Source organism: Rhodococcus sp. D-6, assembly GCF_040256695.1.
GTDB lineage: Bacteria > Actinomycetota > Actinomycetes > Mycobacteriales > Mycobacteriaceae > Rhodococcus > Rhodococcus pyridinivorans.
Map to the genome: position 1 here is coordinate 3,186,021 of NZ_CP132970.1, position 26,048 is coordinate 3,212,068.

A 26,048-nucleotide genomic window follows, 5' to 3' on the forward strand; every position below is an offset into this window, starting at 1 on the left:
GACGGCAACAATACCGCCGGGCTGCTTATATGCTCCCCTCAGACCGCTCGACACGAGGAAGGGAGTGCCCGGTGGACGTACGGATCACCCCTCCCTTCGCTCCTGTCGAGAGCCACATCCGCGACGACGCCGATACGGACACTCCGGACGCCCGGTTCGACGACGCTCGTGCCCTGCTCCGGTCCACGCCGGTCCGGTTGGTGGTCCTCGGGGTGGTGCTCACCGTGCTGCTCGTCGCCTCGGCAGCGGTCTCCGCAACGATGGTGTCCGGCAGGCAGGCCACCCACGATCGTCTCCTCGCGTCCATCGAGCCGCTCGCCAGCGCGGCCCAGAATCTCTACAGCGCGCTGTCGGTGGCCGACGCCGCCGCCGTGACGGGCTTCATCTCGGGCGGACTCGAACCGGAGGCGGTGCGCAGTCGCTACATCCGGGCGACCAACGAGGCCGCGGAATATCTCGTCATCGCGGCGACCGGCCTGACCGATGCCGACCGCGAGACCGCGCACAACCTGACGGAGATCGGGCGGCTGCTGCCCGTCTACACGGGTCTCATCGAGACGGCTCGCACCAACAACCGCACCGGGCATCCGGTCGGCGCCGCATATCTCGGCGAGGCCTCGCACCTGATGCAGACCGAACTGCTCCCCGCCGCGCAGGAACTGCACACGCGCGGCGTCGCCGCGGTCGAGGACACCCAGCGCGACGCGGTGCGACCGCCCTGGCTCGCGATCGGATTGCTCCTCGTCACGGTCGCTGCCCTGTGCGTGGCGCACGCCGTCGTGAGCCGCCGCAGTCGTCGCACCCTCAATCCCGGAATCCTCGTCGCGATCGGCGCGACCGGCGCGCTGCTGTGCTGGTTGCTCGTCGCGGGCCTGGCCTCGTCGAGTGCCACCGAACGCGCCATCGAGCGCGGTGCGGCACCGCTCGCCGATCTCACCGAGGGCCGGATCCTCGCCCAGCAGTCGCGTACCGCCGAGACCCTGCTGATCGCCCGGCGCGACACGACCGGCGCGTACGACGACACCTTCGAGACCAACATGGCGCGGCTCGGCAACATCCTCGACGAGTACGGTCGCGATTCCGCCCTCGAGGCGGGCGCCGAGGCAGTGGAGACCGCCCGGTCGGCGCACGACGCATGGATCAACTCGCATGCACGCATGGTCGACGCCCTCGTCCGCGGCGACTACGCAGCGGCCTCGGTCCTCGCGGTCGGTGCAGGTCCCGGCGAGTCCACCGCCCGGTTCGTCGCTCTCGATGCGGCCCTGACGGAAGGAATCGACGACACCCGCACCGAACTGCGCGACAACGAGTTCCGCGCCGCCCGCACCCTCGCCGGCCTCGCACCGATGTCGGTGGTGCTGCTGACGGTGGCGCTGGTCGGCGTGTGGGTCGGTCTCCGGCCCCGGTTGAAGGAGTACCAGTGAGAGAGCGCGTTCTCGTCGCGGGCCTGTGCGTCGTCGCCGCACTCGCCGGCGGGTGCGCGACCGACCCCCCACCGCGCGCCCCCGGCCTCCAAGGGACGACGACCTCTCTCCCGCTTCCCGAGAACGCGCGGATGCTCGAGTCGTCGGTGGCCACACCGCCCGCCCCCGACTGCGGCGATCCCACCGCCTCGCTTCCCCCGGATCCGAACGCCACCGGACCTGCGATCGATCGGATCCGCACGCGCGGCCGGCTGATCGTCGGCCTCGACACCGGCAGCAACCTCATGAGCTACCGCGACACCGCGACCGGGCGCATCACCGGTTTCGACGTCGACATCGCACGTGAGATCGCCCGCGACCTCCTGGGCGATCCCGACCTCGTCGACTACCGCATCCTGTCGTCGGCCGAGCGCGAGAAGGCGCTGCAGGACTCCACCGTCGACATCGTCGCGAAGACCATGAGCATCACGTGCTCCCGACGCAAGAAGGTCGACTTCTCCACCGAGTACTTCCGAGCCCAGCAGCGCGTGCTCGTCGTCCGGGGATCCGACATCCGCTCCGCCGCCGATCTCGCCGGCCGGCGCGTGTGCATCGTCGAGGGCACCACCTCGCTGCTCCGGATGCGAGAAGTGCAGCCGTCGGCGTCGATCCTCACCGTGCCGTCGTGGGCCGACTGCCTCGTCGTCCTCCAGCAACAGCAGGTCGACGCCGTGAGCACCGACGACACGATCCTCGCCGGACTCGCCTCACAGGACCCCTATCTCGAACTCGTCGGCCCCTCCCTGGGATCGGAGCCGTACGGAATCGGAATCCGGCTGGGCAGCGACGAGCTCGTACGCTTCGTCAACGCCACCCTCGAACGGATCCGCTCCGACGGGACGTGGACGGCGCTGTACGAGAAGTACCTGCGGGTGCTCGGTCCCACTCCGTCACCCCCGACACCGAACTACCGGAAGTGACGGCCATGTCCGACGAACCCGAACCGGCCGATACCCCGTCGGCCGATTCCGGCCCCGCCACCGAACGCGGCCCCGGCCCCGTCCCCGCCACGCGGCCCGAATCCACCCAGCGCTCGTCGATCTGGTCCGGCTCGTCCTCCCAGCGTTCGTCCTCCCAACGTTCGTCGAACCGCCGCATCCGGCCGCGCGGAACCCAGCGTCGCCGCATCGCCGGCCTCGTCGACGTGCCGGTCCCCACCACGAAGGATCCGGTCGACGCCGTCCTCCGCGATCCTCACGTCTCCGAAGGCAAGAGGTTCTGCGCGAAGTGCGGACAACCGGTGGGACGCAGCACCCCGTCGGGGCCGGGTCCCACAGAAGGTGATTGCCCCCAGTGCGGAACACATTTCCAGTTCACTCCGGCCCTGCACCGCGGGGACCTCGTCGCCGGGCAGTACGAGGTGCAGGGTTGTCTCGCCCACGGCGGACTGGGATGGATCTACCTCGCGATCGACCGCAACGTGAGCGACCGCTGGGTAGTGCTGAAGGGCCTGCTGCAGGGCGGCGACGCCGAGGCCCAGGCGGTCGCGGTGGCCGAACGCCAGTTCCTGGCCGAGGTCAGCCATCCGAGCATCGTGCAGATCTACAACTTCGTCGAGCACCCCTCACCCGACGGCACCCCGATGGGATACATCGTCATGGAGTACCTGGGTGGTCACACCCTGCGTACCGTGCTCGACAACTATCCCCCACCGAACCGCATCCCCGTCGAGCAGGCCATCGCATACATGCTCGAAGTGCTACCGGCACTGCAGTATCTGCACGACATCGGACTGGTCTACAACGACCTCAAGCCCGAGAACATCATGGTCACCGACGAGCAGATCGAACTCATCGACCTCGGCGCCGTCTCCGCGATCGAGGGATACGGCTATCTGTACGGGACGCCGGGATACCAAGCACCCGAGATCGTCCGGACCGGGCCGACGGTCGCGAGCGACATCTACACGGTCGGACGCACACTCGCGGTGCTCACCCTCGACATGCCCTCGGACAAAGGCCGTTACCGCGACGGTCTGCCCACCCCCGAGCAGGCTCCCCTGCTCGACGAGTTCGACTCCTTCCACCGCCTGCTCCTGCGGGCCACGAACCCCGATCCGCAGCAGCGCTTCTCGTCCGCCGACGAATTGCACGGACAGCTCACCGGTGTGCTGCGCGAGATCCTGTCGAAGAAACTCGGCACCGAACACCCCGGACTGTCCCGGCTGTTCAGCCCGCCCCGCACGACCTTCGGCACCGACGAGGCACTCGTCCCCACCGACGTGTACGCCGACGGGATCGAGCGCGACCCCAAACTGCGGGGCCAGGATGTCGCGGCGGCACTGCCCGTCCCCCTGCTCGACCCCAACGATCCGAGTGCCGCGCTCCTCGCCGCCGCGGTGCACAGCGAACCGCAGCAGACCCTCGACTCGCTCCGGCACGCGCGCGAGAACGGGGTCGGGCGGGTCGTCGGAGCATCCGACGTGTCGTTCTCCAAGGAGATCACCCTCGCCGAGGTCCGCGCCCATCTCGATCTCGGGCAGGTCGACAGCGCGGTGGAGATCCTCACCCGCCTCGAGCGCGAGTCCGGCGACGACTGGCGCATGGACTGGTACGCCGGCATCGCCGAACTGCTGCAGGACGACTACGAGGCAGCGTTCACCCGGTTCGACAAGGTGCTGCACGCGCTTCCGGGTGAGATCGCCCCGAAGATCGCACTCGGGGCCACCGCCGAACTGACGCTGCAGCATTGGGAGAGCGACGACCCCGACGCGTGGCGACGCTTCTGCGAGCAGTCCTACCGGGTCGTGTGGCGCACCGATCACGCCGTCGTCAGCGCGGCCTTCGGGTTGGCACGCCAGCTCACCGCCCGCGACGAGATCCGCGCCGCCGTGGACGTGCTCGACGAGGTCCCCACGACCTCCCGGCACCACAGTGCCGCGACCATGACCGCCGCGCTGATCCTGTTACGAGGCGGTCGCGTCGAGGAGATCTCCGAGGCGGATCTGCGCGAGGCCGCGCACCGGATCGCGTCGCTGCCTCCCGACGAGGGTCGCGCCCTGCAGATGCGCGCACTGGTCCTCGGGACAGCGCTCGAATGGGTGCGCAGTGGACGGGCATCGAGTCGCGAGTACGACCGCATCCTCGACGTACCGTTCACCGAGAAGGGACTCCGCCTGGGCACCGAGGCGGCGCTGCGGCAATTGGCGCGCAACGCCCCTTCCCGCACACACCGCTACACCCTCGTCGACCTCGCGAACGCGATCCGGCCGCGCAGTTTGACCTGATCAGAAGTCAGCGCCGGGCGAACTGCACGGCCGCGCGGGCGATGGCGAGTTCCTCGTTCGTGGGGATCACGAGCACCTCCACCTGCGACGAGTCGGCCGAGATCCGGCGTTCCCCGTCGTCGTCGGCAGTGTTGCGCGCATCGTCGACGACGATGCCGAGCCGGTCGAGGCCGGAGAGGCTGTCGCGCCGGACGTCGACGTTGTTCTCCCCCACCCCACCGGTGAACACGATCGCGTCGACGCCGCCGAGCTCGAAGGTGTAGGCGCCCACGTACTTCCGGATGCGATGCACGTAGACTTCGTACGCGAGTCGCGCGTCCTCGTCGCCCTCGCCGACGAGCTTCAGCAGAGCCCGGAAGTCGTTGACACCCGACAGCCCCTTCAGGCCCGAATGCCGGTTGAGCAGGTCGTCGATGGCGTCGACCTTCAACCCGGCCGCTCGGTTGAGGTGCATGACGACACCCGGATCGATGTCGCCGCTGCGCGTGCCCATGACGAGACCCTCGAGCGGGGTCAGTCCCATCGAGGTGTCGATCGGGCTCCCACCTGCGACCGCCGACGCCGACGCACCGTTACCCAGATGGAGCACAACCAGATTCAGGTCCGCGATGTCGCGTCCGAGGAACTCCGCGGCACGCCCCGACACGTATTCGTGTGAAGTACCGTGGAATCCGTACCGCCGGATGTCGTGCTTGTGGGCGATGTCGCGGTCGATCGCATAGGTCGCCGCGTGCGGCGGAAGACCGTGGAAGAAGGCGGTGTCGAAGACACCCACATGGGGGATGTCGGGCAGTTCCTCCCGCGCGACCTCCATTCCCACGACGTTCGCCGGATTGTGGAGGGGCGCAAGGATCGACAATTCGTCGACGGCGCGGACCACGTCGTCGTCGATCAGGGTCGGTTCGTAGAAGACCTTGCCGCCGTGCACGAGTCGGTGTCCGACGGCGACGATGCCCACCTCGTGCAGCGGACGGCCCAGCCCTTCGAGCATCTCCAGTACCGCACGCAGTCCGGTCCGGTGGTCGGCGATGGCGTCGTTGCGTTCGTCCGCCCCCGCCGTGTGGTGGAAGACGATCCGGCCCTCCGGTTCCCCGATCCGCTCGATCAGTCCGTGCGCCAGCGACTTTCCGCTCTCCGGTTCGATCAGCTGGAACTTGATCGACGACGATCCGGAGTTGAGGACCAGGACGGTGCCTGCGGTGACCGGGTTCGGGCTGCTCACGCGTCTTCCTCCTGCGCCTGGATCGCGGTGATGGCGATGGTGTTGACGATGTCCTGGATCAGGGCGCCCCGCGAGAGGTCGTTGACCGGCTTGTTCAGGCCTTGCAGGACGGGTCCGACGGCGACGGCACCGGCGCTGCGCTGCACGGCCTTGTAGGTGTTGTTGCCGGTGTTCAGGTCCGGGAAGATGAACACCGTGGCGCGTCCGGCGACGTCGGAGTCGGGCAGCTTCGCGCTCGCGACCGTCGGTTCGATCGCCGCGTCGTACTGGATCGGACCTTCCACCAGCAGGTCGGGTCGCCGCTCCCGCACCAACGTCGTGGCCGAGCGGACCTTGTCGACGTCGGCACCCGAACCGGATTCGCCGGTGGAGTACGACAGCATCGCGACCCTCGGGTCGATGCCGAACCGGGCGGCGGTCGCGGCGGACGAAATCGCGATGTCGGCGAGCTGGTCGGCGGTCGGGTCGGGGACGACGGCGCAGTCGCCGTACGCGAGGACACGGTCGGCGAGGCACATCAGGAAGATGCTCGACACCGTGGAGACGCCCGGTTCGGTCTTGATGATCTCGAGGGCGGGGCGGATCGTGTGGGCGGTGGTGTGGGCCGCGCCCGAAACCATGCCGTCGGCCAGTCCCAGGTGCACCATCATCGTGCCGAAATATGAGATGTCGCGCATGATCTCGCGCGCACGTTCGACGGTCATGCCTTTGTGGGCACGCAGCTGCGCGTACTCCTCCGCGAACCGGTCGGCGTGCTCGGAAGTGCGCGGGTCGAGGATCTGCGCCTGCGACAGGTCCACCCCGAGTTCCGACGCCCGCTGGCGGACGGCTGCCTCGTCGCCGAGGATCGTCAGCTTCGCGATGCCACGCTGGAGCACGCGTCCGGCGGCTCGAAGGATGCGGTCGTCCTCGCCCTCGGGCAACACGATGTGCCGCTGCTGGGCCCGCGCGCGGTCGATGAGCTGGTATTCGAACATCTGCGGGGTGGTCACGGACGGTCGCGGCAGTCGCAACCGGTCGAGCAGAGAACGGGAATCGACGTGTCGTTCCATGAGCGCGAGTGCCGTGTCGATCTTGCGCTGTGCGCCGAGGGCCATGCGGCCTCGGGTGCGGTCGGCAGCCGAGGCGGTGTCGAAGGTGCCGAGTTCGGTGGTGAGTATCGGCAGCGACGGCTTCAAGGCCGTGACGAGCTGCGCGATCATCGGGTGCGGCAGCAGGCCCCCGTTCATGATGATGCCGGCGAGCGTCGGGAATCCTTCGGCGGCATTGGCATTGACCAGCGCGAGGATGACGTCGGAGCGGTCGGCGGGAGCGATGACGACGACGCCGTCGGTGAGCCGCTCGAGAATCCGTTCGGCGGTCATGCCACCGACCATGATCCGCAGCGCTTCCCGCTGCAGCAGGTCGGGGTCACCGCTGTAGAGCTCGCCTCCGATCGCGGTCTGCAGCTCGGCCATCGTCGGCGCGACCAGTGCGGGCACCTCCGGGAGCGTCCACACCGGTTCGGTGCGGTCGCCGAGAGCCCGGGCGATCTCGTCGAGTGCGTGGGGGTCGCAGCGGTTCACCACCACCGCGCCGAGATGCGCGTGCTGTCCCGCGAGCTCGTTCGCACACACACCGGCGAGCTGGGCGATCTCCGAGGGCGTGCGGCGGGAACCGCGCAGGACGAGCAGTACCGGGGCGTCGAGGTTCGCCGCGATGCGGGCGTTGTACGACAGTTCGCTGGGGTTGGCGATCTCGGTGTAGTCGCTGCCGACGATGACGACGGCGTCGCAGCGGTCCGCCACCGCGTGGTACTTGCCGACGATGTCGCTGAGCGCGGCGTCCGGGTCGTCGTGGACGTCGTCGTAGGTGACGCCGATGCAGTCCTCGTAGGCGAGGTCGACGGTGGTGTGTTCGAGCAACAGTTCGAGGATGTAGTCGATGTCGCTGTCGGAGCGCGCGATGGGACGGAAGACACCGACGCGGGCGGTGGACGCGCACAGCGTCTGCAGCACGCCCAGGGCGACCGTCGACTTCCCGGTGTCCCCTTCCGGAGCTGCGATGTAGATGCTCGAGACGGACCCTGCAGCAGCACTCATGGATTCCACCCTAACTGCAAACTTTGCTCCGTCCCGCGTACCCGCGCACACGCCCGGCCGGAGGTGTCCGGCCGGGCATGGGAGTCGCGGGATGTCAGGACTGGGTCTGCAGCACGCGCGGGGCGTCGGGCTGCTCGGTGCCGCTCCTACTCAGCGGAGAAGCGGCATCTTGCGGGTCGGACGTCAGGTGAGTGCGCGCAGGCGCGGGGCGAGGTCGCGCTCGAACAACTCCAGGAACCGCTTCTGATCATGACCCGGCGCGTGGAACACCAGATGATTCAACCCCGCATCGACATACGCCCTGACCTGCTCGACCGCCTCGTCCGGATCCGACGCCACGATCCACCGCTTGGCGACCTGCTCGATCGGCAACGCATCCGCCGCCGCCTCCATCTCCATCGGATCATCGATCGAATGCTTCTGCTCCGGCGTGAGCGACAACGGTGCCCAGAACCGGGTGTTCTCCAACGCCTTGTCCGGATCGGTGTCGTACGAGATCTTGATCTCGATCATCTTGTCGATCCCCGCCACATCCCGCTCCGCCTTACCCGCCCCCTCCGCCACGGCCGGCAACAGCTTGTCGGTGTAGAGCTCCATGCCCTTACCCGAGGTGCAGATGAACCCGTCCCCCGCGCGTCCGGCATAGCGAGCCACGACCGGGCCACCGGCGGCGACATAGACCGGGATGCCACCCTCGGGCACGTCGTAGATCGACGCCCCCTTCGTCGTGTAGTACTCGCCCTCGAAATCGACCCGGTCTCCACGCCACAGCTCACGCATCAACCGCACCGACTCACGCAGCCGGGCGAAGCGTTCCTTGAACTCCGGCCACTGGCCCGCATAACCGGTGGCGATCTCGTTCAGAGCCTCCCCGGTGCCGACCCCGAGGAAGATCCGTCCCGGATACAGACACCCCATCGTCGCGAAGGCCTGCGCGATCACCGCCGGGTTGTACCGGAACGTCGGCGTGAGCACACTCGTGCCCAGCTGCAACCTTTCGGTGCGCTCCCCCACAGCGGTCATCCACGCCAACGAGAACGGCGCATGCCCACCGTTGTGCCGCCACGGCTGGAAATGATCCGACACCGTCGCCGAATCCATCCCGTGCGCCTCGGCCAACACACCCAACTCCACCAACTCGCGCGGCCCGAACTGCTCCGCCGACGCCTTGTATCCCAACTTCAAACCCTGAGCCACAGATTCCTCCGACCGTTCGCGTTCCGATGTCCCCGAGTATGCCCACCGGACGCTCGTCGTCGGTCGAGACCGACGTTGTGTTCGAAATTCACCGAAAAATCGCACACAACACCGGTCTCGACAGGTCACCCGAGGGCACCGGCGCGGTGCAACGCGCGTCGCACCCTTTCGACGAGGACTCGAGGTCGCCGATACAGCAGGTCGGCGCCGACACGCACCACGGTCCAACCGAGCTCCGACAGCAACGCATAGCGGTCGATGTCGATGGTCCGCTGTACTCGATCGGTCCAGTGCTGCGCACCGTCGTACTCGACGAGGACCCTCCACTGCTTCCAGCCCATGTCCGCACGTGCCACGAACCGCCCACCGTCGTAGATCTCGATCTGCGTCTCCGGCACGGGCAGACCGGACCGGACGATCAGCAGCCGCGTGTGCGTCTCCGGTGGTGACGCGGCACCTCCGTCGACGAGTTCGAGAACCTTCCGTACGGACGCGAGGTGCCGAGCGCCCTTGTTCCGAGCGGCCACCGCTTCGATCTCGTGGACCTTCGTTCCGGTCGCATTGCAGAGCGCGTCCACCATTTCGACGCACCGATCGAGGTCCGCACCGCGCGCGAGGTCGAAGGCCGTTCGGGCCGGTATCGTCACCGTCATTCCGTCGACGACGCAGGATTCGATGTCGTCGACGCTGCGAACGATGATGCCCGGCGTCGAGTGCAGTTTTCCGGGCCGCACGATCTCCGCGGGCAACGACGCGTCGAGCCAACGGGTCCCGTGCACGGCGGCTGCGGACGGTCCGGCCGGTACCCCGGCGCCTCCGGCCCACAACCAGGCGGCCTTCGCGCGTAGCAGCGCGGTCGCTTCGACTCCCGGAGCGACGTACACATTGCGATGAAGCTTCACGAAGTGGTGCCGAAGTTGATACCGCGTCACCGATCCGGCCGCCAGTGCATCGGTGCCGGCGAACGGTTCGTGGAAGTCGACCATGAGCGCGAGCGTGCCCGGTCTCCTGCGTTCCCGGTACCCCGAATCCGCCGTCTGTGGAGAACTTTCGACGTTATCCCCAGACGCGCCGAATCGAGACCGGTGTTGTTGTCGATTTCTCGCGAGTTATCGACAACAACACCGGTCTCGACGAACGATCACGCGGCGCGGACCCGCGCCAATCCCCATTCGCGGGCCAGCAGTTCGTAGGAACGCAGACGGTCCTCGTGGCCGTGGGTGACCGAGGTGACGACGAGTTCGTCGGCGTCCGTTACTCGGCGGAGGGTGTCGAGACGCTCCGCCACCGTGCTCGGCGCCCCCACGAACTGGGTGACGATGCGGTCGTCGACGAGGGCTCGCTTCTCGTCGGTCAGCGGCGGGGTGGTCTCCGGGTCCGGGTACGGGATCGCGCCGTGGCCCGAGCGGATGCTGTGCGTCCAATGCCCGTAGGTCGACGCCAACTCGCGTGCGGTGGCGTCGTCGTCGGCGACCACCGCGTCGGCCGAGACCACCACGTAGGGCTTCCTCAGGATCGGCGACGGACGGAACGCCGACCGGTACGCCTCGACCGCTTCGACTGTCGTGCCCGGGCTGACGTGGTAGTTCGCACCGAACGGCAACCCCAGGCGACCCGCGAGTTCCGCCGAGGGTCCGGCACTCGAACCGAACACCCACAGCTCGAGGTCGGCGCCTTCTCCCGGACTGGCGTGCAGATCCGTTCCGTCCGGTGCTGTGTAGGTGCCGTCCAGGAAGGCGAGGATGTCCTCGACCTGCTGCGTGAAGTCGGGCGACTGCGCACCGGGTTGCTGCAAGATGCCGAAGCTCGCGGCCGACCGGGACGACGACAGCAGCTTCGCCGGCGAGAAGGGCGGCGGGATGATCAGTCCGTCGCGAATCTCCGTCGCCCGCGGAGCGGGTTCGGGAGCCGTCCCCGTCAATGCCTCCGCTCGTCGCTGCCCCGACCTGCCGAGACCGAGATCGATGCGTCCCGGGTACAGGGCGTCGAGGGTGCCGAAGGATTCGACGACGCCGATCGCGGTGTTGTGTCCGAGTTGAACCGCGGCGGCACCGATGCGGATGGTGCGGGTCGCGGCGGCGATCGCGCCGATGAGCACGTCGGGTGCCGACGAGGCGACAGCGACGAAATGGTGCTCGGCGACCCAGTACCTCTTGTACCCCCACGCTTCGACGTGGCGCGCCAGGTCGATGGTGTTGCGCAGCGCCTCCGGCACCGAGGACCCCTCGCTGACCGGCGAAAGATCCAGCACGGACAGCGGAACCGGATTCACGGCGTTCACGACGACTCCCCGACATGCGGAGTGCGTTCACCGGCTTCGACGGCGAACGGAAGACGGTTCTGCGGCGGCGCGATCGGGCACGTCGCCGCGTCGGTGAACGCACACGGCAGGTTCGCGGCGCGGGTGAAGTCGAGCGTGACGGTGCCGTCGGCCGCCGGCGTGTCGACCTGCAGGATCCGCGCTGCCGGATAGGTCGTCACCCCGCTCGTCGCGTCGGTGAACAGGATCCGCAGCGGACCGCCGGCTTCACCGAAGGCGACGAGTTCGTGTGCGGCGCCGTCGTATCCGAATCGGACCACGCCCGCCGCCGGGTGGTGGTGTTCGAGTCCGTCGACGACCGAGCCCGTCGTCACGACCTGCTGTTCGTCGAATGCCTCGAACCGGCCGGTCAGTACCCAGGACTGGTCGGGTTCGTAGGCCGGGACGCTGGTGAACGACGTGAGCGCCGGTGCCGTGCGGTCGTGGATGCGGATGCCGAATCGTCCGGTGCGCTTGATGATCTCGACGAAGCCGCGGTCGAACTCCGCTTCGAGACCGGGCGCACCCTCGACCGGCTCGTAGGTGGTTGTCTCACCGTCGAATTCGTGGACCACCGATCCGCCGTCGACATGCCACCGTCCCGGCGCTTCGTCGAAGGAGTTGGGGGTCTCGTCGAGCCAGTGCAGGGCGGTGAGGCTCAGCCAGCCGAGCGGTTGCCGCAGGCCGTCGTTGCGCTCGGCATGCCACCGCTGCCATTCGTCGACGAACTGATCGAGTGTTGCGGTCATGACGCGCGGGCTCCTTCGGTGACGGCGTGCGGGTCGCGCAGGCCGAGGTGGCCGCGCAGGGTGGTGCTGTCGTATTCGGTGCGGAAGCTGCCGCGTTCCTGCAGCAGCGGGACGACCCTGTCGACGAACTCGTCGAGGCCGCCGGGGGTGAGGTGCGGGACGAGGATGAAGCCGTCGCTGGCGTCGGTCTGGACGTAGAGGTCGATCTCGTCCGCGACCTGCTGCGGCGTTCCGATGAACTGCTGGCGTGCGGTGACCTCGATGACGAGTTCGCGGATGCTCAGGTTCTCGGCGTCCGCCTTCTCCTTCCACTGCCGGGCGACGGCGAGCGGATCCTTGGCGTGGCGCACGCGGCCGCGCGTGATGGTGACGTTGTCCTCGGGGTCGACCTCCGGCAGCGGGCCGTCCGGATCGTACGACGACAGGTCCTTGCCCCACACCTGTTCGAGGAAGGCGATGGCCGTCTGCGGACCGACCTGCTGTAGGCGGATCTGCCGCGCCCGCTCGTGCGCTTCGGCTTCGGTGTCGCCGAGGACGAAGGTCGCGGCGGGCAGGATCTTCAGCTCGTCCCAGCTGCGTCCGTACTTCGCGAGGCGGTTCTTGACGTCGGTGTAGAACGCGCGCCCCTCCTCGAGCGTGCCGTGCCGGCTGAAGATGGCGTCGGCCTTGGCGGCACCGAACTCACGACCCTCATCGGAGTCGCCGGCCTGCAGGAGGACGGGATGCCCTTGGGGACTGCGCGGCACCTCGAAGCGACCCGCGATGTCGAACTGGGTGGTGTGGATGTCGAACGACGCGATGTCGCCGTCGGGAGCGAAGATCCCGGCCCCACGGTCGATCTCGGGACCGCGGGCCGACCAGCCGTCCCACAGTTCCCGCACGACGTCGACGACCTCGGCGGCACGGACGTACCGCTGCGAGTGCTCGAGGAAACCACCACGACGGAAGTTCTCGCCGGTGAACGCATCCGAAGAGGTGACGAGGTTCCACGCGGCGCGACCGTCCGAGAGGTGGTCGAGGGTCGCGAACTGCTTGGCCAGTTCGTACGGCTCGTTGAAGGTCGTGTTGATGGTGCCGGCCAGGCCGAGGCGGGTGGTGGCACCGGCGAGGGCCTCGAGCACCGTGAGGGTGTCGGGGCGCCCCACGACGTCGAGGTCGTGGATGCGGCCGCGGTGCTCACGCAGCCGGAGTCCTTCGGCGAGGAAGAAGAAGTCGAACCTACCGCGTTCGGCGGTGTGGGCGAGGTGCAGGAACGACGAGAAGTCGATCTGGCTCTTCGACGCGGGGTCGGCCCACACCGTGGTGTTGTTGACACCGGGGAAATGCGCGGCGAGGTGGATCTGCTTACGAACAATGTTGCGGGACACGATGATCGTTCCTTCAGTGAGCAGCCGCGAAGCGGCTGGCGGGACGGGGCAGACCGAGCCTGTCGCGGAGGGTTCCGGTGGTGGGTGCGACCTCGGCGCGGACGACGGGTAGCACGTTCTCGACGAGGCGGCGGAGGGTGGACGGCAGAGCGAGCGGCCGCAGGGTCACCCCGTCCACACCCTTTGCGTCGCCGAGCAGTTCGATCAGGTCCTCGGACGTACCGACGTGGACGAGCGTGTCGGAGCGGTACGGCTCCCCCGCCCACGCCTCGAGCTGCGCGAGATCCGCTGCGGCGTCGTCGCCGAGCAGGACGTCGACGTCGAGCAGCACGAAGATCGGCCGGTCGCCCGCCGCGGCCCGGATGCGGCCGGCCAGTTCGGATGCGGCGGCGAGGTCGGTGGCGCGGATACGGACGAGATCGGCTCGCTGCGCGGCGAATCCGAAGGAGTCGGCACTGGTCACCGTCACCGCGACCAGCGGTTGTCCTTGTGGGGATCGCGGCACGATCGACGATCCCTTGACGGAGAAGTACTCGCCGACGAAGTCGATGTAGTGGACCTTGTCGCGATCGATGAAGCGGCCGGTGGCGACGTCGCGGATCTCGGCGTCGTCCTCCCAGCTGTCCCACAGTCGCGCCGCGACCTCGGCGGCCTCGTGCGCCTCGGCCCACAGCGACGCGGTGTCCTGATCGTCCTTGCGGCCGAACAACTCCACGACGCCCGGTGTCACCGCGACCTCCCACCCGGCGCGACCGAATGTGGTGTGGTCGATCGTCTGGATCGCCTTGGCGACGTGGAACGGCTCTGTGTGGGTGACGGTGGCCGTGGGGATCAGGCCGATGCGCGTGGTTGCGGTAGTCAGTCGCGCCGCGAGGCCGACGGCTTCGAGCCGGCCGCGCACCGTGGTCGCGTCCGAGACGACGCCGAAGGTGTCGGAGAAGAACGCGAAGTCGACGCCGGCGCGATCGGCGGCACCGACGAGGTCTGCCCAGTAGCGTGGGGTGAACAGTTCCTCGGCGCGCGAGTCGTCGCGTCGCCAGGACGAGGGGTGAATGCCGGTGCCGGCGAAGTCGACGGCCAGCAACAACTCTGAACTATCGGACATGATGGACCTTCCCGGGGATGGCCTCGAGTAACGTCTGCGTGTACTCGTGTTGGGGGTTGTCGAAAATTTCTGCGGTGGAGCCGTATTCGACGACCCGACCGGCGCGCATCACGGCGACGGTGTCGCTGATCTGCCGGACGACGGCGAGGTCGTGCGAGATGAACAGGTAGCCGAGTCCGAGTTCGGCCTGCAGCGAGGTGAGCAGGTCGAGGATCTGAGCCTGGACCGACACGTCGAGCGCCGAGACGGGCTCGTCGAGGACCAGCAGCTCGGGGTTCAGAGCGATGGCCCGTGCGATGGCCACGCGTTGCCGTTGCCCACCGGACAGTTCGGCGGGTCTGCGGTCCAGATGTGCCGTCGACAACGCCACTTGATCGAGGAGGCGGGCGACGTGCTCGGCGCGTTCGGCTCTCGTGCCGACACCGAACGCCTCGAGGGGTTCGGCGACGATGTCGCGGATCCTCAACTTCGGGTCGAGCGAGGCGTAGGGATTCTGATGCACGATCTGCACCCGGCGTCGCAGCGCCCGCAGGGCACGGCCCCCGAGCGCGGTGATGTCGTCACCGTCGAACCGGACCGATCCGGCGGTCGGGGTCTCGAGCCGGATCGCGATGCGCGCGACCGTGGACTTGCCCGAACCCGACTCCCCGACCAGCGAGAGGGTGCCGCCGCGGGGAACGTCGAAGGACACATCCCGCACGGCGTGCAGCGAGGACTTCCGGTCGATGCGGAAGGTCTTCGACACCTTCGACACCGACAGGATCGGAGTGGCCTCTTTCAGGGCGGGTCGCACGGCCCGTTCCGCGAGGCTCGGCGCGGCCGCGATGAGCGCGCTCGTGTACTCGTGTTGCGGGTCGGTGAGGACCTGCGCCGCCGGTCCGGTCTCGACGACCCGGCCGCCCTGCATCACGACGATGCGGTCGGCGCGATCCGCCGCGACGCCCAGATCGTGGGTGATGAGCAGGACCGCGGTGCCGGTCTCGGCGATCCGCGTGTCCAGGTGGTCGAGGATGCGGCGCTGGACGGTCACGTCGAGTGCGCTGGTCGGTTCGTCGGCGATGACGAGGTCGGGCCGGCAGGCGAGGGCGATACCGATGAGCACCCGCTGGCGCTGACCGCCGGACAGTTCCTGCGGGTACTGCTTCGCGCGCAGCTGCGGGTCGTCGAGCCCGGCCTCCTCGAGGATGCGCAGCGCCTCGATCCGGGCGGTGCGCCGGTCGGCGAGACCGTGGATGCGCAGCACCTCGGCGATCTGGTCGCCGATGCGGATGACGGGATTGAGGGAGGTCGTCGGGTCCTGCGGAACGAATCCGATCCGGGCGCCGCGGATGCGTTCGAAGGCATGCTCGGACAGGTCGTTCAGCGACGTGCCGTCGAAGGACACCGACCCGGCCGTGACGCGACCGGTTCCGGCAAGCAACCCGATGATCGCGTGCGCCGTCGTGGACTTGCCCGATCCCGACTCGCCGACCACCGCGACGACCTCGCCGCGACCGACGGTGAGATCGACACCGTTCACCGCGACCACCGGTTCGCGCGACGGCCCGTAGGCGACCTGCAGGTCGCGCACTTCGAGGAGGCTCATCGTGCGCTCCTGTCCTCGAGGGCGTGGCCGATGCGGTGGGCCGAGAGCACGATGGCGACGATGACCAGGCCCGGCAGGGTCGTCATCCACCAGGCCGCGGCGAGATAGTTGCGGCCCTCCGAGATCAGCGACCCCCATTCGGGTGTCGGCGGCACGGCACCGAATCCGAGGAAACTCAGCGACGACACGGCCAGCACGGCCATACCGAATTCGACGGCGGCGAGGGCCGCGACGGGGGCGTACGAATTGCGCAGCACGTGCCGGCGCAGCACGGTGTGCCACCGGACTCCGCACGCGAACGCCGCTTCGACGTAGAGCGCCTTGCGTACCCGCAGCACTTCCGAACGCATGACGCGCGCGAAGTTCGCCACGAGGCTCACGCCCACGGCGATCGCGACGTTCATCGTGCCGAAACCGAGGGCCGTGACGAGCGCGAGGGACAGCAACAGCGCGGGGATGGACAGCAGGACGTCGACGAGGCGCATGAGTGCGGCGTCGATGGCACCGCCGACCGCACCGGACAGCAGCCCGATCGACGAGCCGACCACGAGGGCGAGGCCGACCGCGACGAGCGTCGCGGTGAGCGACAGACCGGATCCGTGCACGACGCGCGTGTACACGTCTCGGCCGAGATTGTCGGTGCCGAACCAGTGCGCGACGCTCGGTCCCTGCAGCTTCTCGGCGGGCACACCCTGCAGCGGGTCGCCCGAAGCGAAGAGCGACGGGAACAGCGCGAAGCCCACCGCGAGGAGCAGCACGATCGACGACACGACGAGCACGGCGTTGCGCCGCACCCCTGCCGCGACGGACGTGATCCGGATTCTTCTGCGCGAATGAGGTTCCGGTAGCGGCGTTGCCGGAAGTGTTTCGCGGACGAGAGTGTCAGACACGTGCCTCGACCTCCAGGAGAGTGTCGTCGTGGGTCGGATCGTCCTCGGTCGAGGCTGCGCCACCCCGGTCGATGCCGTGGGTGATCCGCGGGTCGATGAGGGGGTAGAGCAGGTCGACGGCGAGGTTGACGAGCACGAATACGGTGGACGAGAACACGACGATGCCGAGCACCACCGGAATGTCCTGCGCCATCACCGACATCTGGGTCAGACGCCCGATACCGGCCCGGGAGAAGACCGTCTCGACCACCACGGACCCCGCGAGGAGGTTCCCGACGATGACGCCGGCGATCGTGAAGGCGGGGATGCTCGACAGCTTCAGGGCGTGCCGCGTCTGGATACGCAGGCGGGACGCGCCTTTCGCACGCGCCGCTTCGATGAACGGCTGCCGCCAGGTCGTCTGCAGGCTGGTCGCGAGGACCTGGGCGATCACCGCGCCGGTGGGCAGCGCCAGGGTGATCGCAGGAAGGATCACGTGCTCGATGCCCTGGTCACCGAAAGCCGGGAACAGTCTCAATCGGAACGAGAAGAGCTGCAACAGGATCAGGCCCACCCAGAAGGTCGGCACCGCAACACCCAGCGGTGGTAGCGAGAACAGCAGGCTACGGAGCCGCTGCGCCCGGGTGTAGGTCGCGAGGAAGGCGACCGCCGTGCCGAACACCAGGGCGAACACCAGGGCCGTGCCCGCCAGGACGAGGGTGCTCGGCAGGGCGGCAGCGATCGCATCGGTCACCTGCTGTCCGGTGGAGATGGACATACCGAAATCGCCTCGGACCGCGTTGCTCAGCGCGTTCCAGTACTGCACCGCGACCGGTTGGTCGAGGCCGTACCGCGCCTGGAGCTGTTCGATAGCGGCGGCATCGACCGGTGTTCCGGCGTCGGCACCGGCGGCGAGGGAGACCGGATCCGAGGGGAGCAGGAACAGGACCGCGAACGACACCGTGAACGCCGCCCACAGCACCCCGACGGCCTGGAGCACACGGAAACCGAGATAGCGCAGCATGATCTACTCGCCCAGCCAGGTGTCGAAGAACTGCAGTCGCGCCGACGCCTCGAACTTCAGGTCGGCGACGTTCGGTCCGGCACCGATCGCCTGCGACAGTTCGACCGTCGGGATCCACAGTCCGTTGTCGAGGACGAGCTGCTGCGCCCGGCCGATGAGCTCGGCACGTGCGGCCGGGTCGGTCGTGGACAGCTGCTGGGCGAGCACGTCGTCGAGATCCGGAATGGGATTGCGCTGGTTGAGGTTCCGCCCGTCGAGCCCGAATGCCGTGCGCAGGATGTCGCCGTCGGCCCGGGTGCTGTTGTAGTAGGACGCCTCGAAGTCGCCGGCATTCTGGCGTGCGGTGTTCTCCGGAGTGGAGACGAGGTCGAGCTGCAGGTCGATTCCCACCGCCCGCAGCTGTTGCTGCACCAGTTCGAGAATGGCCTGGTTGCCGGCGAACACCGAGCTGAACAGCACGGGGAAGCTCAGGCGCTGCCCGTCCTTGACTCGGATGCCGTCGGGACCGGGCACCCAGCCGGCCTCGTCGAGGATCTTCTCGGCCTTCGCCGGGTCGTAGGTGACGTCGGCGAGTTCGACGTAACCGGGGGTCGCGGACGCGAGCGTGCTGGTCGCGGGGCGGAATTCCGGTCCGAGGACCGTGTCCACCAGTTCCTGCCGGTTGATCGCCGGGACGATCGCGCTGCGCACGGCCGGGTCGGTGAGGACACCGCGACTGAGGTTGGGTTGGAAGCCGAACGGGATACCCGGATTCGGAGTGGTCAGGATGCGGCCGCCGGCACTTTCGATCTGCGCCGCGTCCTGCGGCAGCGCATCCGAGATGGCGTCGAGCTGACCGGAGGCGAGCGATCCGGTGCGGACACCGGATTCGGGGACGATCGTGAACTCGATCCGGTCGAGATAGGCCTCACCGTCGTGCCCGAATGCCTCCGAACCCCACGAGTAACCCGTGCGCTTGACGAGGGTGGCGGACTTGTCCTGCTGGTAGTCCTCGTAGACGAACGGGCCGGTGCCCGACAGGTCACCGGCGCAGCGTTCCTCGGCGCTCTTGGCGGTGTCGGCATCCGAGAGCAGGCCCAGCTGATGACTTGCGGTGGCCTGCAGGAACGGCGCGTTCGGCACGGAGAAGTTCACCTGTGCGGTCCGGTCGTCGACGACCGTAGTGCCGGCGTATCCCGCGAGATACCCCACGGCCTGCGGCGCCTTCACCCCGCCGAGGGTGTTCACGATCGCGTCGAAGTTCTTCTTCACGGAGTCCGCGGTCAGCGGGGTGCCGTCGCTGAAGGTCACGCCTTCCTTCAACCGGAAAGTGAACTGCGTGCCGTCGGCGTTCGATTCCCAGCTCTCCGCCAGCCACGGCACGATCTCACCGGTCGCGGGGTCCTGGTCGGTGAGCGAGTCGACGACCTGCCGGGCGACGTAGATGGTCTGGTTGCTGGCGGCCTGCGCGGGATCGGCGCAGGTGGGTGGGACCGACAATCCGTACCGCAGGGTGCCGCCGGGCTGCGGGTCGCCGGTGGGCTCCGAGTTCGCCGCGGCACCGGTTCCGCAGGCGGTCAGCGCTGCGCCCAGTACGGCGGTGGCGGCGGCCGTGACGACGAACCGGGACGCGGAGGAGGACGAGATGGACAACGACGGGCTCCGTGATCTGGACAGGCCTCCGGCAGCATCACCGTGCGGATGCCGCCGAGCGGGCGGGGGTGGGATGTCGTCCCTGTGGAACGGGATGTCAGCGGGGATTGCGGCCGCTCTGGGTGGCTCGCTTCCCGAGGTTACGGAGTCTCGCGGATCGGGCACACCGTTTTTTTCACTGCGATCGAAACGGTTCCCGGGACAGCGGTCTCAGACGGTGAGGGCATCGCGGTGCGGGACCGCCGCGCGCAATCCAGGAGCGACCTCCGCCTGGAACAGTTCGAGACTCGCGCGCTGCTCCGCCACGTGGAACCCGCCGCGGTCGGCGGTCACGTGCATGACCTCGTGGCCGAAACGTTCGTGGTAGCGGAGAACCTTGTCGATCACCTGCTGAGGGCTCCCGATGAGCGCGGAGCTGCGTTCGACGAAGTCCTCGACGGTCTCGAAGACGACGGGAAGTCCGTTCTCGCGAGCGAATTCGCGTCGCTGTTCGAACTGGGGACGGTAGGCCTCGATCGCCTCCTGCGAGGTGCGCGCGACGTACAGTCCCGCCGTCCCGGCACCGACCCGCACCTCGGCGGGATCGTGACCGTAGGCGGCCCACCGTTCCCGGTAGTGGTCGATGAGTTCGGCGTACGGTTCGATCGGGTTGGTGACGTTCGCGGAGAAGATCGGGTCACCGTATCGGGCTGCGAGATCGACCGATTCGCGACTGGTAGCGCTGCCGTGCCAGATGGTCAGGCGCTGCTGCAGCGGCCGGGGTACGGTGACGGCGTCGGTGAGCGGCGGCCGGAACCGACCCTCCCACGTGACCGTCTCGTTCTCCCACAGTGCCCGGAACAGCTCGTAACCCTCACGGTTGCGGTCCCATTGGTCGTCGGGCGTGACGTGGAACAGGTCGGCCTGGGCGGTGCCGTTACCCTTGCCGATCATGAGCTGCAGGCGCCCACCCGACAGGTTGTCGAGCGTGGAGTAGTCCTCGAACGCGCGGACGGGGTCGAGCAGGCTCAGCGTCGTGACGCCGGTCCACAGTTCGAGTGTGCTGGTCCGCGCCGCGATGTGGGCCAGGATCACCGGAGGCGACGACGCGAGGAACGGCTTCTCGTGCCGCTCCCCCACCGCGAATCCTTCGAATCCGAGTTGTTCGGCGAGCACGGCGGTGTCGACGACCTCCCGGATCCGTTCGGACGGCGAGAGCCATTCTCCCGTCACGGGATCGGGATGGTGGGTGATGAGACTGAGCAGCAGGAACTTCATGCGGAGACCGCCTTTCCGACCAGGAACTTCTCGAAGGGATGCGGACCGATCTCCTCTGCGGGTCGCCGGGAGTCGAACAGGGCGGTGTATCCGGCCGCGAGATACAGCGCGACGGCCTCGGGTTGCCGCCACCCTGTCGTGAGGTAGATGCGGGTGTATCCGCGACGCAGGGCCTCGGCTTCGAGTTCGGCGACCACGATGCGACCGAGACCGCGACGTCGATGGTCCTTCGACGTCCAGATCCGTTTGAGTTCTGCGGTGTTCTCGTCGTAGCGCTGGAAGGCGCCACCGGCGACGGGCACCCCGTCCTCGATGAGGACGAGCAGGGCACCGTCGGGTGGCGCGAACCGGTCCTCCGGGTAGCCGACGAGACTCTCGTACTGTTCGTCGAAGGAGTGCTCGTAGCGGGTGCTGTACTCGACCGCGAGTTCCTCGAGCAGCGGTGCGGCGAGGGGATCGTCCTGACGCACCGCCCTGACCTCGAGTCTGCTGGTCCCGCTCACGAGGCCACCGCCGGTTGCCGCGTGCCGAATCGGAACGGTTCGGGGCTGGTGGCGGTGCCGTCGGCGAGGTCGGCGACGAGTTCGCCGATGGCGGGCGCGAATTTGAAGCCGTGCCCCGAGAATCCGGCGGCGACGGTGACGGCGCCTGCTCGGTCGACGACGAAGTTCGAGTCCGGTGTCGTCGTGTACAGGCAGGTATCCACCCGTGCGCTCTCGGCATCGACGCCCGGCAGCCACGTGCGCGCGTAGTCGACGAGCCGGCGCACACCGTCCGGGTCCGCCACGAAGCTGCGGCTGTCGGGTTCGACATGCGGCCCGGTGCCGTGTTCACCGATCTTGATGCCGTCGACGGAACCGAGGCCGTAGATGCCCTCCCCGTCGAGTTCGGCACCGCGGTGGTGGACGAAGCTCGGCCACTGCGCGTCGGTGAACGGGACGAAGTGCGCCGGTTGTTCCTGTGTCGTGCGCAGGGCCGGCAGGTGGGGTGCTGTGCCACCGGTAAGCCCGTCCAGGACGGTCCGCGTCCATGCTCCCGCCGCGACGACGACGTGCCGCGCGGTGATCACCTCGGTGTCGAGCACGATCTCGACGCCGCGATCGGACGCGCGGACGGTGCGGACCGGGGTGGTGTGCCGGACGTCCGCGCTGGCCTGCGCCGCGGCCTGTTGCAGTGCCGTCACCGAACGGTCGGCGTGCAACCGGCCGGCGTCGGGGTGGTGCAGCACCGTGGTGTCGAATCTGATGCCGTGCCAGCGGCGCTGCGCCTCCGCCGGTGTGAGGACACTGTGCGCGATACCGAGCTGATACAGCGCCTTCGCCTTGGCGTGGACGGCCGTCGGGAGTCCGTGGTCGACCGCCCCGGTGAGTTCGAGGACCCGGCTGCCGGTGGTCTCCTCGAGCCGCCGCCAGAGCGGCAGGGTGCGGGCCGCGAGTGCGGTGTAGAACTGCCCGCCGTAGGCCTGCCGGTAGATGCGGGAGGTGCCGTGCGAGGCACCGCGGTGGTGTCCCTGCTCGAACTGTTCGAGCAGGACCACCGTTCGGCCACGTGCGGCGAGTCGCCAGGCCGCCGCAGAGCCGATGACACCGCCACCGATCACCACGACGTCGACGAGTCTGCTGACGCGAGTCATGCCGTCTTCCTCTCGCTTCCGGCCTAGGCGGTCTTGGGGAGTCCGGGCGGGTTGATGCGTGAGACCTCGATCGCCTCGTTGCTGATGCCCCATCGTTCGAGAACCTCTGCATAGGTGCCGTTCTCGATGATGTGGTTGATCGCCTCGTTGATCGCCTGGATCAGTCCGTTGTCCTTCTTCGTGAGCACCGCGATCTCGCCCTGCAGGTCGAGGCCCGCGCCCGAGAACGTGCCGGCGATCTCCGTCTCACCTGCCTGCAGGACGTGGAACGCCGAGGTCGGGTTCGGTCCGACGTACGCGTCGATGCGTCCGGAGCCGAGCGCGAGGTAGTAGTCGACGGCGTTCTGGTAGTAGAGGATCTCGGCGGGTTCGAGCCCGGCGGCGACGTTCTGCTCGTTCCATTCGACGAGCAGCGACTCCTGGTTGGTTCCGGAGCCGACACCGATCGTCAGGCCGGCGATGTCCTCGGGTCCGTCGAAGGTGATGCCGCTGTCCTTGCCGACCTCGACGGCGAGGCTGTCGAGGCGGTAGGTGGCGAAGTCGTACTTCTCCTTGCGTTCCTCGGTGACGGTGACGTTCGAGATGAACACGTCCGCCTCACCGGAGTCGACGCGGACGAAGTTCTGCGCCCAGTCGGCGGCGGTGAGTTCGATGTCCAGGTCGAGCACGTTCCCGATGAGATGAGCGAAGTCGGTCTCGGATCCGATGATCGTCGTGTCGTCGTCGGCGTAGAAACGCAGCGGCGGTGCGGTACCGGCGGATCCGGTGACGACCAGCGTGCCGCGGTCGCGGATCTCCTGAGGAACCTTCGCGGCGATCTCCTCGACCGGGTCGGTGGTGATGCGGTTCTGGTCCGCGGTGAGGTTGTAACCGGCCGTCGTCGCGGCATCGGTGTCGGTGCCGGCATCTGCGTCGGAGCCGCAGGCCGCGACGCCCAGGAGAGCGACGGCGGTCAGGGCCGAGGTCAACAGGCGGACCCGGCGGGAGGAAGCGAACATCGTTACCTTCTCGAGTGCTGTGGTGGGGAGGGGAATCAGAGAACGCGCGACAGGAACGACGCGGTGCGTTCCTGCTGCGGATTGTCGAGGACCTCGTGGGGTGGTCCCTGTTCGACGATGACGCCGCCGTCCATGAAGACGACGGTGTCGGCGACCTCACGGGCGAAACCGATCTCGTGTGTGACGATCACGAGGGTCGCGCCGTCGCCGGCGAGGTCGCGGATGACGGCGAGCACCTCACCGACGAGTTCGGGGTCGAGCGCCGAAGTGGGCTCGTCGAACAGGATCACTGCGGGTCGCAGGGCCAGGGCCCGCGCGATCGCGACGCGCTGCTGCTGACCGCCGGACAACTGTTTCGGATAGTCGTGCAGCTTGTCGCCCACGCCGACGCGGTCGAGCAGGGCACGAGCCTCCGACTCGACCTCCGTGCGGTCGCGTCCCTGCGCCGACACCGGTGCCTCGACGACGTTCTCGAGGGCGGTCAGGTGCGGGAAGAGGTTGAAGTTCTGGAAGACGAAGCCGATGCGGGAGCGTTGACGGAGGATGTCACGGGCACGCAACTCGTGCAGCTTGTTCCCGCGACGCTTGTAGCCGATCAGCTCGCCGTCGATACGGACGGTGCCGCGGTCGACCTTCTCGAGGTGGTTGAGGGTGCGCAGGAGGGTGGATTTCCCGGATCCGGACGGACCGAGGATCACGGTGACCGTGCCCTTGCGGAGTTGCAAGTCGATGCCTTTCAGGACTTCGAGCGTGCCGAACGACTTGTGGACTCCGCGCACGTCGACGACGTGGTCGACGTCGTCCCGGGTGGCGGTCATTTCGTCGCTCCCCGTGGTGCACCGATGCCGCTGTCGCGGATCTCGCGGTATTTCGCGACCACACGTTGCCACGGGGTGAGCGGTAGTGCGCGTGCCGAACCGCGGGCGTAGTGCCGTTCGACGTAGTACTGCCCGATCGACAGGATCGTGGTGAGGATGATGTACCAAACGGTCGCGACCATGAGCATCGGAACGACGCGTCCGGTGCGGCCGAAGATCACCTGTACCTGGTAGAAGAGTTCGGCGATGGCCATGGTGGAGACGATCGACGTGCCTTTGAACAGGCTGATCACCTCGTTGGCGGCGTTTGGGAGGATCGCCCGCATGGCCTGCGGGAGAACGATCTTCACGAACTGCCGGTAACGCGGGATGCCGAGCGCGTTGGCCGCCTCGATCTGGCCGTGGTCGACGGAGATGATGCCGGCGCGGATGATCTCGGCGGAGTAGGCCGCTTGGTGGAGCGCCAGACCGATGACAGCGGCGGTGAAGCCGGAGATCACCCCGGCGACACCGAACTCGAAGAAGGCCGGGCCGAAGGGGATGCCGATCGACAACGTCTTGTACAGGTAGGCGATGTTGAACCAGAACAGCAACTGGACGATGAGAGGGATCGATCGGAACGCCCAGATGTACGTCCACGAGACCACCTGCAGAACAGGATTGTTCGACAACCGCCCGATCGCGAGGAGCACACCGAGCGCGAAGCCTAGGACCGTGCCCCACAGCGTCAACTCGATCGTCATCCACAGTGCGGAGAGCACGGACGATGCGGTGAAGTACTGCGCGAAGGTCGCCCAGTCCCAGCCGGGGTTGATGGCCAGGCCGTGCACGAACTGGGCAACGAGGATCAACACGGCGGCGCTGATCACCCAGCGCCACGGATGCCATTTCCGGGCGACGACCAGGTTCTCGTCGTCGGTGTGGTCGGCGGGGGCGTCGGGAATGCGGAGATCGGTGGACGTGCTCACGGCGACGTCCTGTGGGCGGGAGCCATCGGAATGGGCCTTTCGGGAATGCGGGGTGTGGGAAAGCGAGGGTGCAGACGTGGGTCCCGGCCCGTCCCCCTGCGGACGGGCCGGGACTCACGCGGCGAAGAACGACGGGAGGTTCGGCGAGCGGCTCGGCTCAGCGACGACACCGGTGCGAAGTACCGCTATGACACCGCTGCGGAGTACCGCCGTGACACCGGTGCGGAGTACCGCTATGACACCGGTGCGGAGTACCGCCGTGACACCGCTGCGAAGTACCGCGGCACAGGTCGATGTGCAGGCGGCACCACGAGGCGCGCTCGGTCCAGCGGGTCATGCTCGTTCCTCCATCGATCCCGGCGGTAGCACCCGCACCCGCGTACGGGGGGTTGCTGCGACGTCGTAGAGCCAGGTCTCTCGGTCGCTCTGGATGGTCGCGCCTCAAGCTACGGAGTGCGGCACGCCGCGGAAAGGCTTTCTCTCACTGTGACGGAAATCCGTTCCTCGTCGAGACCGATGTCGATGTCGACGCGGTGCCCCGGCATCGACGACAAG

21 protein-coding genes and 1 riboswitch are annotated in these 26,048 nt (G+C 68.1%); of the genes, 3 read left to right on the forward strand and 18 right to left on the reverse strand.

Features of this window, described 5'->3' with window-relative positions; translation table 11 throughout:
* The first annotated feature begins 71 nt into the window (after positions 1–71).
* Genes RBB84_RS14895 through RBB84_RS14905 form a run of 3 tightly spaced genes read left to right on the forward strand, consistent with a single transcriptional unit; the run spans position 72 to position 4,689 of the window.
* On the forward strand, positions 72–1,424 hold the full coding sequence (locus RBB84_RS14895; protein WP_064255551.1) for a hypothetical protein: 1,353 nt from the start codon (positions 72–74) through the stop codon (positions 1,422–1,424).
* A complete protein-coding gene (locus RBB84_RS14900) occupies positions 1,421–2,383 on the forward strand; it encodes a glutamate ABC transporter substrate-binding protein (protein ID WP_082920943.1) in 963 nt (320 codons plus the stop codon). Before RBB84_RS14895 ends, RBB84_RS14900 begins: the two co-directional genes overlap by 4 nt.
* Entirely contained in the window at positions 2,380–4,689 is a 2,310-nt protein-coding gene (locus tag RBB84_RS14905; protein WP_156666041.1) for a serine/threonine-protein kinase, read from the forward strand. The genes RBB84_RS14900 and RBB84_RS14905 overlap by 4 nt, the downstream gene beginning before the upstream one ends.
* 7 nt (positions 4,690–4,696) lie before the next feature.
* Here RBB84_RS14905 and RBB84_RS14910 read toward each other — a convergent pair whose 3' ends face one another.
* From RBB84_RS14910 to RBB84_RS14995, 18 genes are all read right to left on the reverse strand, one after another.
* Positions 4,697–5,911: an acetate kinase gene (locus tag RBB84_RS14910; protein ID WP_006553664.1), complete on the reverse strand. Its 1,215-nt coding sequence runs from the start codon at positions 5,909–5,911 to the stop codon at positions 4,697–4,699.
* Positions 5,908–7,992 carry a phosphate acetyltransferase gene (gene pta, locus RBB84_RS14915; protein ID WP_064255561.1) on the reverse strand — a complete coding sequence of 695 codons (2,085 nt, stop codon included), beginning with the start codon at positions 7,990–7,992 and terminating at the stop codon, positions 5,908–5,910. Before pta ends, RBB84_RS14910 begins: the two co-directional genes overlap by 4 nt.
* A gap of 183 nt (positions 7,993–8,175) precedes the next feature.
* Positions 8,176–9,189 carry a glucose-6-phosphate dehydrogenase (coenzyme-F420) gene (fgd, locus tag RBB84_RS14920; RefSeq protein ID WP_024101825.1) on the reverse strand — a complete coding sequence of 338 codons (1,014 nt, stop codon included), beginning with the start codon at positions 9,187–9,189 and terminating at the stop codon, positions 8,176–8,178.
* A 125-nt stretch (positions 9,190–9,314) separates the two neighbouring features.
* Complete coding sequence (locus RBB84_RS14925) at positions 9,315–10,175, reverse strand: DUF559 domain-containing protein (protein WP_350246222.1); 861 nt, start codon at positions 10,173–10,175, stop codon at positions 9,315–9,317.
* Positions 10,176–10,330: 155 nt separating this feature from the next.
* The gene (locus RBB84_RS14930) at positions 10,331–11,470 is read right to left on the reverse strand and encodes an LLM class flavin-dependent oxidoreductase (protein ID WP_064256582.1); all 1,140 of its coding nucleotides are present in this window, start codon (positions 11,468–11,470) and stop codon (positions 10,331–10,333) included.
* Positions 11,467–12,237 carry a DUF1684 domain-containing protein gene (locus RBB84_RS14935; protein WP_024101828.1) on the reverse strand — a complete coding sequence of 257 codons (771 nt, stop codon included), beginning with the start codon at positions 12,235–12,237 and terminating at the stop codon, positions 11,467–11,469. The genes RBB84_RS14930 and RBB84_RS14935 overlap by 4 nt, the downstream gene beginning before the upstream one ends.
* Complete coding sequence (locus RBB84_RS14940; RefSeq protein ID WP_024101829.1) at positions 12,234–13,604, reverse strand: NtaA/DmoA family FMN-dependent monooxygenase; 1,371 nt, start codon at positions 13,602–13,604, stop codon at positions 12,234–12,236. Before RBB84_RS14940 ends, RBB84_RS14935 begins: the two co-directional genes overlap by 4 nt.
* 13 nt (positions 13,605–13,617) lie before the next feature.
* Positions 13,618–14,709, reverse strand: a complete 1,092-nt coding sequence (locus tag RBB84_RS14945) for an LLM class flavin-dependent oxidoreductase (protein WP_064256581.1) — start codon at positions 14,707–14,709, stop codon at positions 13,618–13,620.
* Positions 14,699–16,294 (reverse strand): ABC transporter ATP-binding protein, encoded by a 1,596-nt coding sequence (locus RBB84_RS14950; protein ID WP_064256580.1) that lies wholly within the window; start codon positions 16,292–16,294, stop codon positions 14,699–14,701. Before RBB84_RS14950 ends, RBB84_RS14945 begins: the two co-directional genes overlap by 11 nt.
* The gene (locus tag RBB84_RS14955; RefSeq protein WP_064256579.1) at positions 16,291–17,184 is read right to left on the reverse strand and encodes an ABC transporter permease; all 894 of its coding nucleotides are present in this window, start codon (positions 17,182–17,184) and stop codon (positions 16,291–16,293) included. The genes RBB84_RS14950 and RBB84_RS14955 overlap by 4 nt, the downstream gene beginning before the upstream one ends.
* A complete protein-coding gene (locus RBB84_RS14960; protein WP_064256578.1) occupies positions 17,177–18,187 on the reverse strand; it encodes an ABC transporter permease in 1,011 nt (336 codons plus the stop codon). Before RBB84_RS14960 ends, RBB84_RS14955 begins: the two co-directional genes overlap by 8 nt.
* Positions 18,188–18,190: 3 nt before the next feature.
* Positions 18,191–19,819 carry an ABC transporter substrate-binding protein gene (locus RBB84_RS14965; protein WP_064256577.1) on the reverse strand — a complete coding sequence of 543 codons (1,629 nt, stop codon included), beginning with the start codon at positions 19,817–19,819 and terminating at the stop codon, positions 18,191–18,193.
* Positions 19,820–20,029: 210 nt separating this feature from the next.
* Positions 20,030–21,076 (reverse strand): LLM class flavin-dependent oxidoreductase, encoded by a 1,047-nt coding sequence (locus RBB84_RS14970; RefSeq protein ID WP_064256576.1) that lies wholly within the window; start codon positions 21,074–21,076, stop codon positions 20,030–20,032.
* The gene (locus RBB84_RS14975) at positions 21,073–21,579 is read right to left on the reverse strand and encodes a GNAT family N-acetyltransferase (RefSeq protein WP_041803440.1); all 507 of its coding nucleotides are present in this window, start codon (positions 21,577–21,579) and stop codon (positions 21,073–21,075) included. The genes RBB84_RS14970 and RBB84_RS14975 overlap by 4 nt, the downstream gene beginning before the upstream one ends.
* Positions 21,576–22,709 carry an FAD-dependent oxidoreductase gene (locus tag RBB84_RS14980; RefSeq protein WP_064256575.1) on the reverse strand — a complete coding sequence of 378 codons (1,134 nt, stop codon included), beginning with the start codon at positions 22,707–22,709 and terminating at the stop codon, positions 21,576–21,578. Before RBB84_RS14980 ends, RBB84_RS14975 begins: the two co-directional genes overlap by 4 nt.
* 23 nt (positions 22,710–22,732) lie before the next feature.
* Complete coding sequence (locus tag RBB84_RS14985; protein ID WP_060650551.1) at positions 22,733–23,707, reverse strand: ABC transporter substrate-binding protein; 975 nt, start codon at positions 23,705–23,707, stop codon at positions 22,733–22,735.
* 35 nt (positions 23,708–23,742) lie between these two features.
* A complete protein-coding gene (locus RBB84_RS14990) occupies positions 23,743–24,525 on the reverse strand; it encodes an amino acid ABC transporter ATP-binding protein (RefSeq protein ID WP_024101839.1) in 783 nt (260 codons plus the stop codon).
* A complete protein-coding gene (locus RBB84_RS14995) occupies positions 24,522–25,469 on the reverse strand; it encodes an amino acid ABC transporter permease (RefSeq protein ID WP_041803812.1) in 948 nt (315 codons plus the stop codon). Before RBB84_RS14995 ends, RBB84_RS14990 begins: the two co-directional genes overlap by 4 nt.
* A gap of 368 nt (positions 25,470–25,837) precedes the next feature.
* Positions 25,838–25,930: riboswitch (SAM riboswitch) on the reverse strand.
* Between the last annotated feature and the right edge of the window lie 118 nt (positions 25,931–26,048).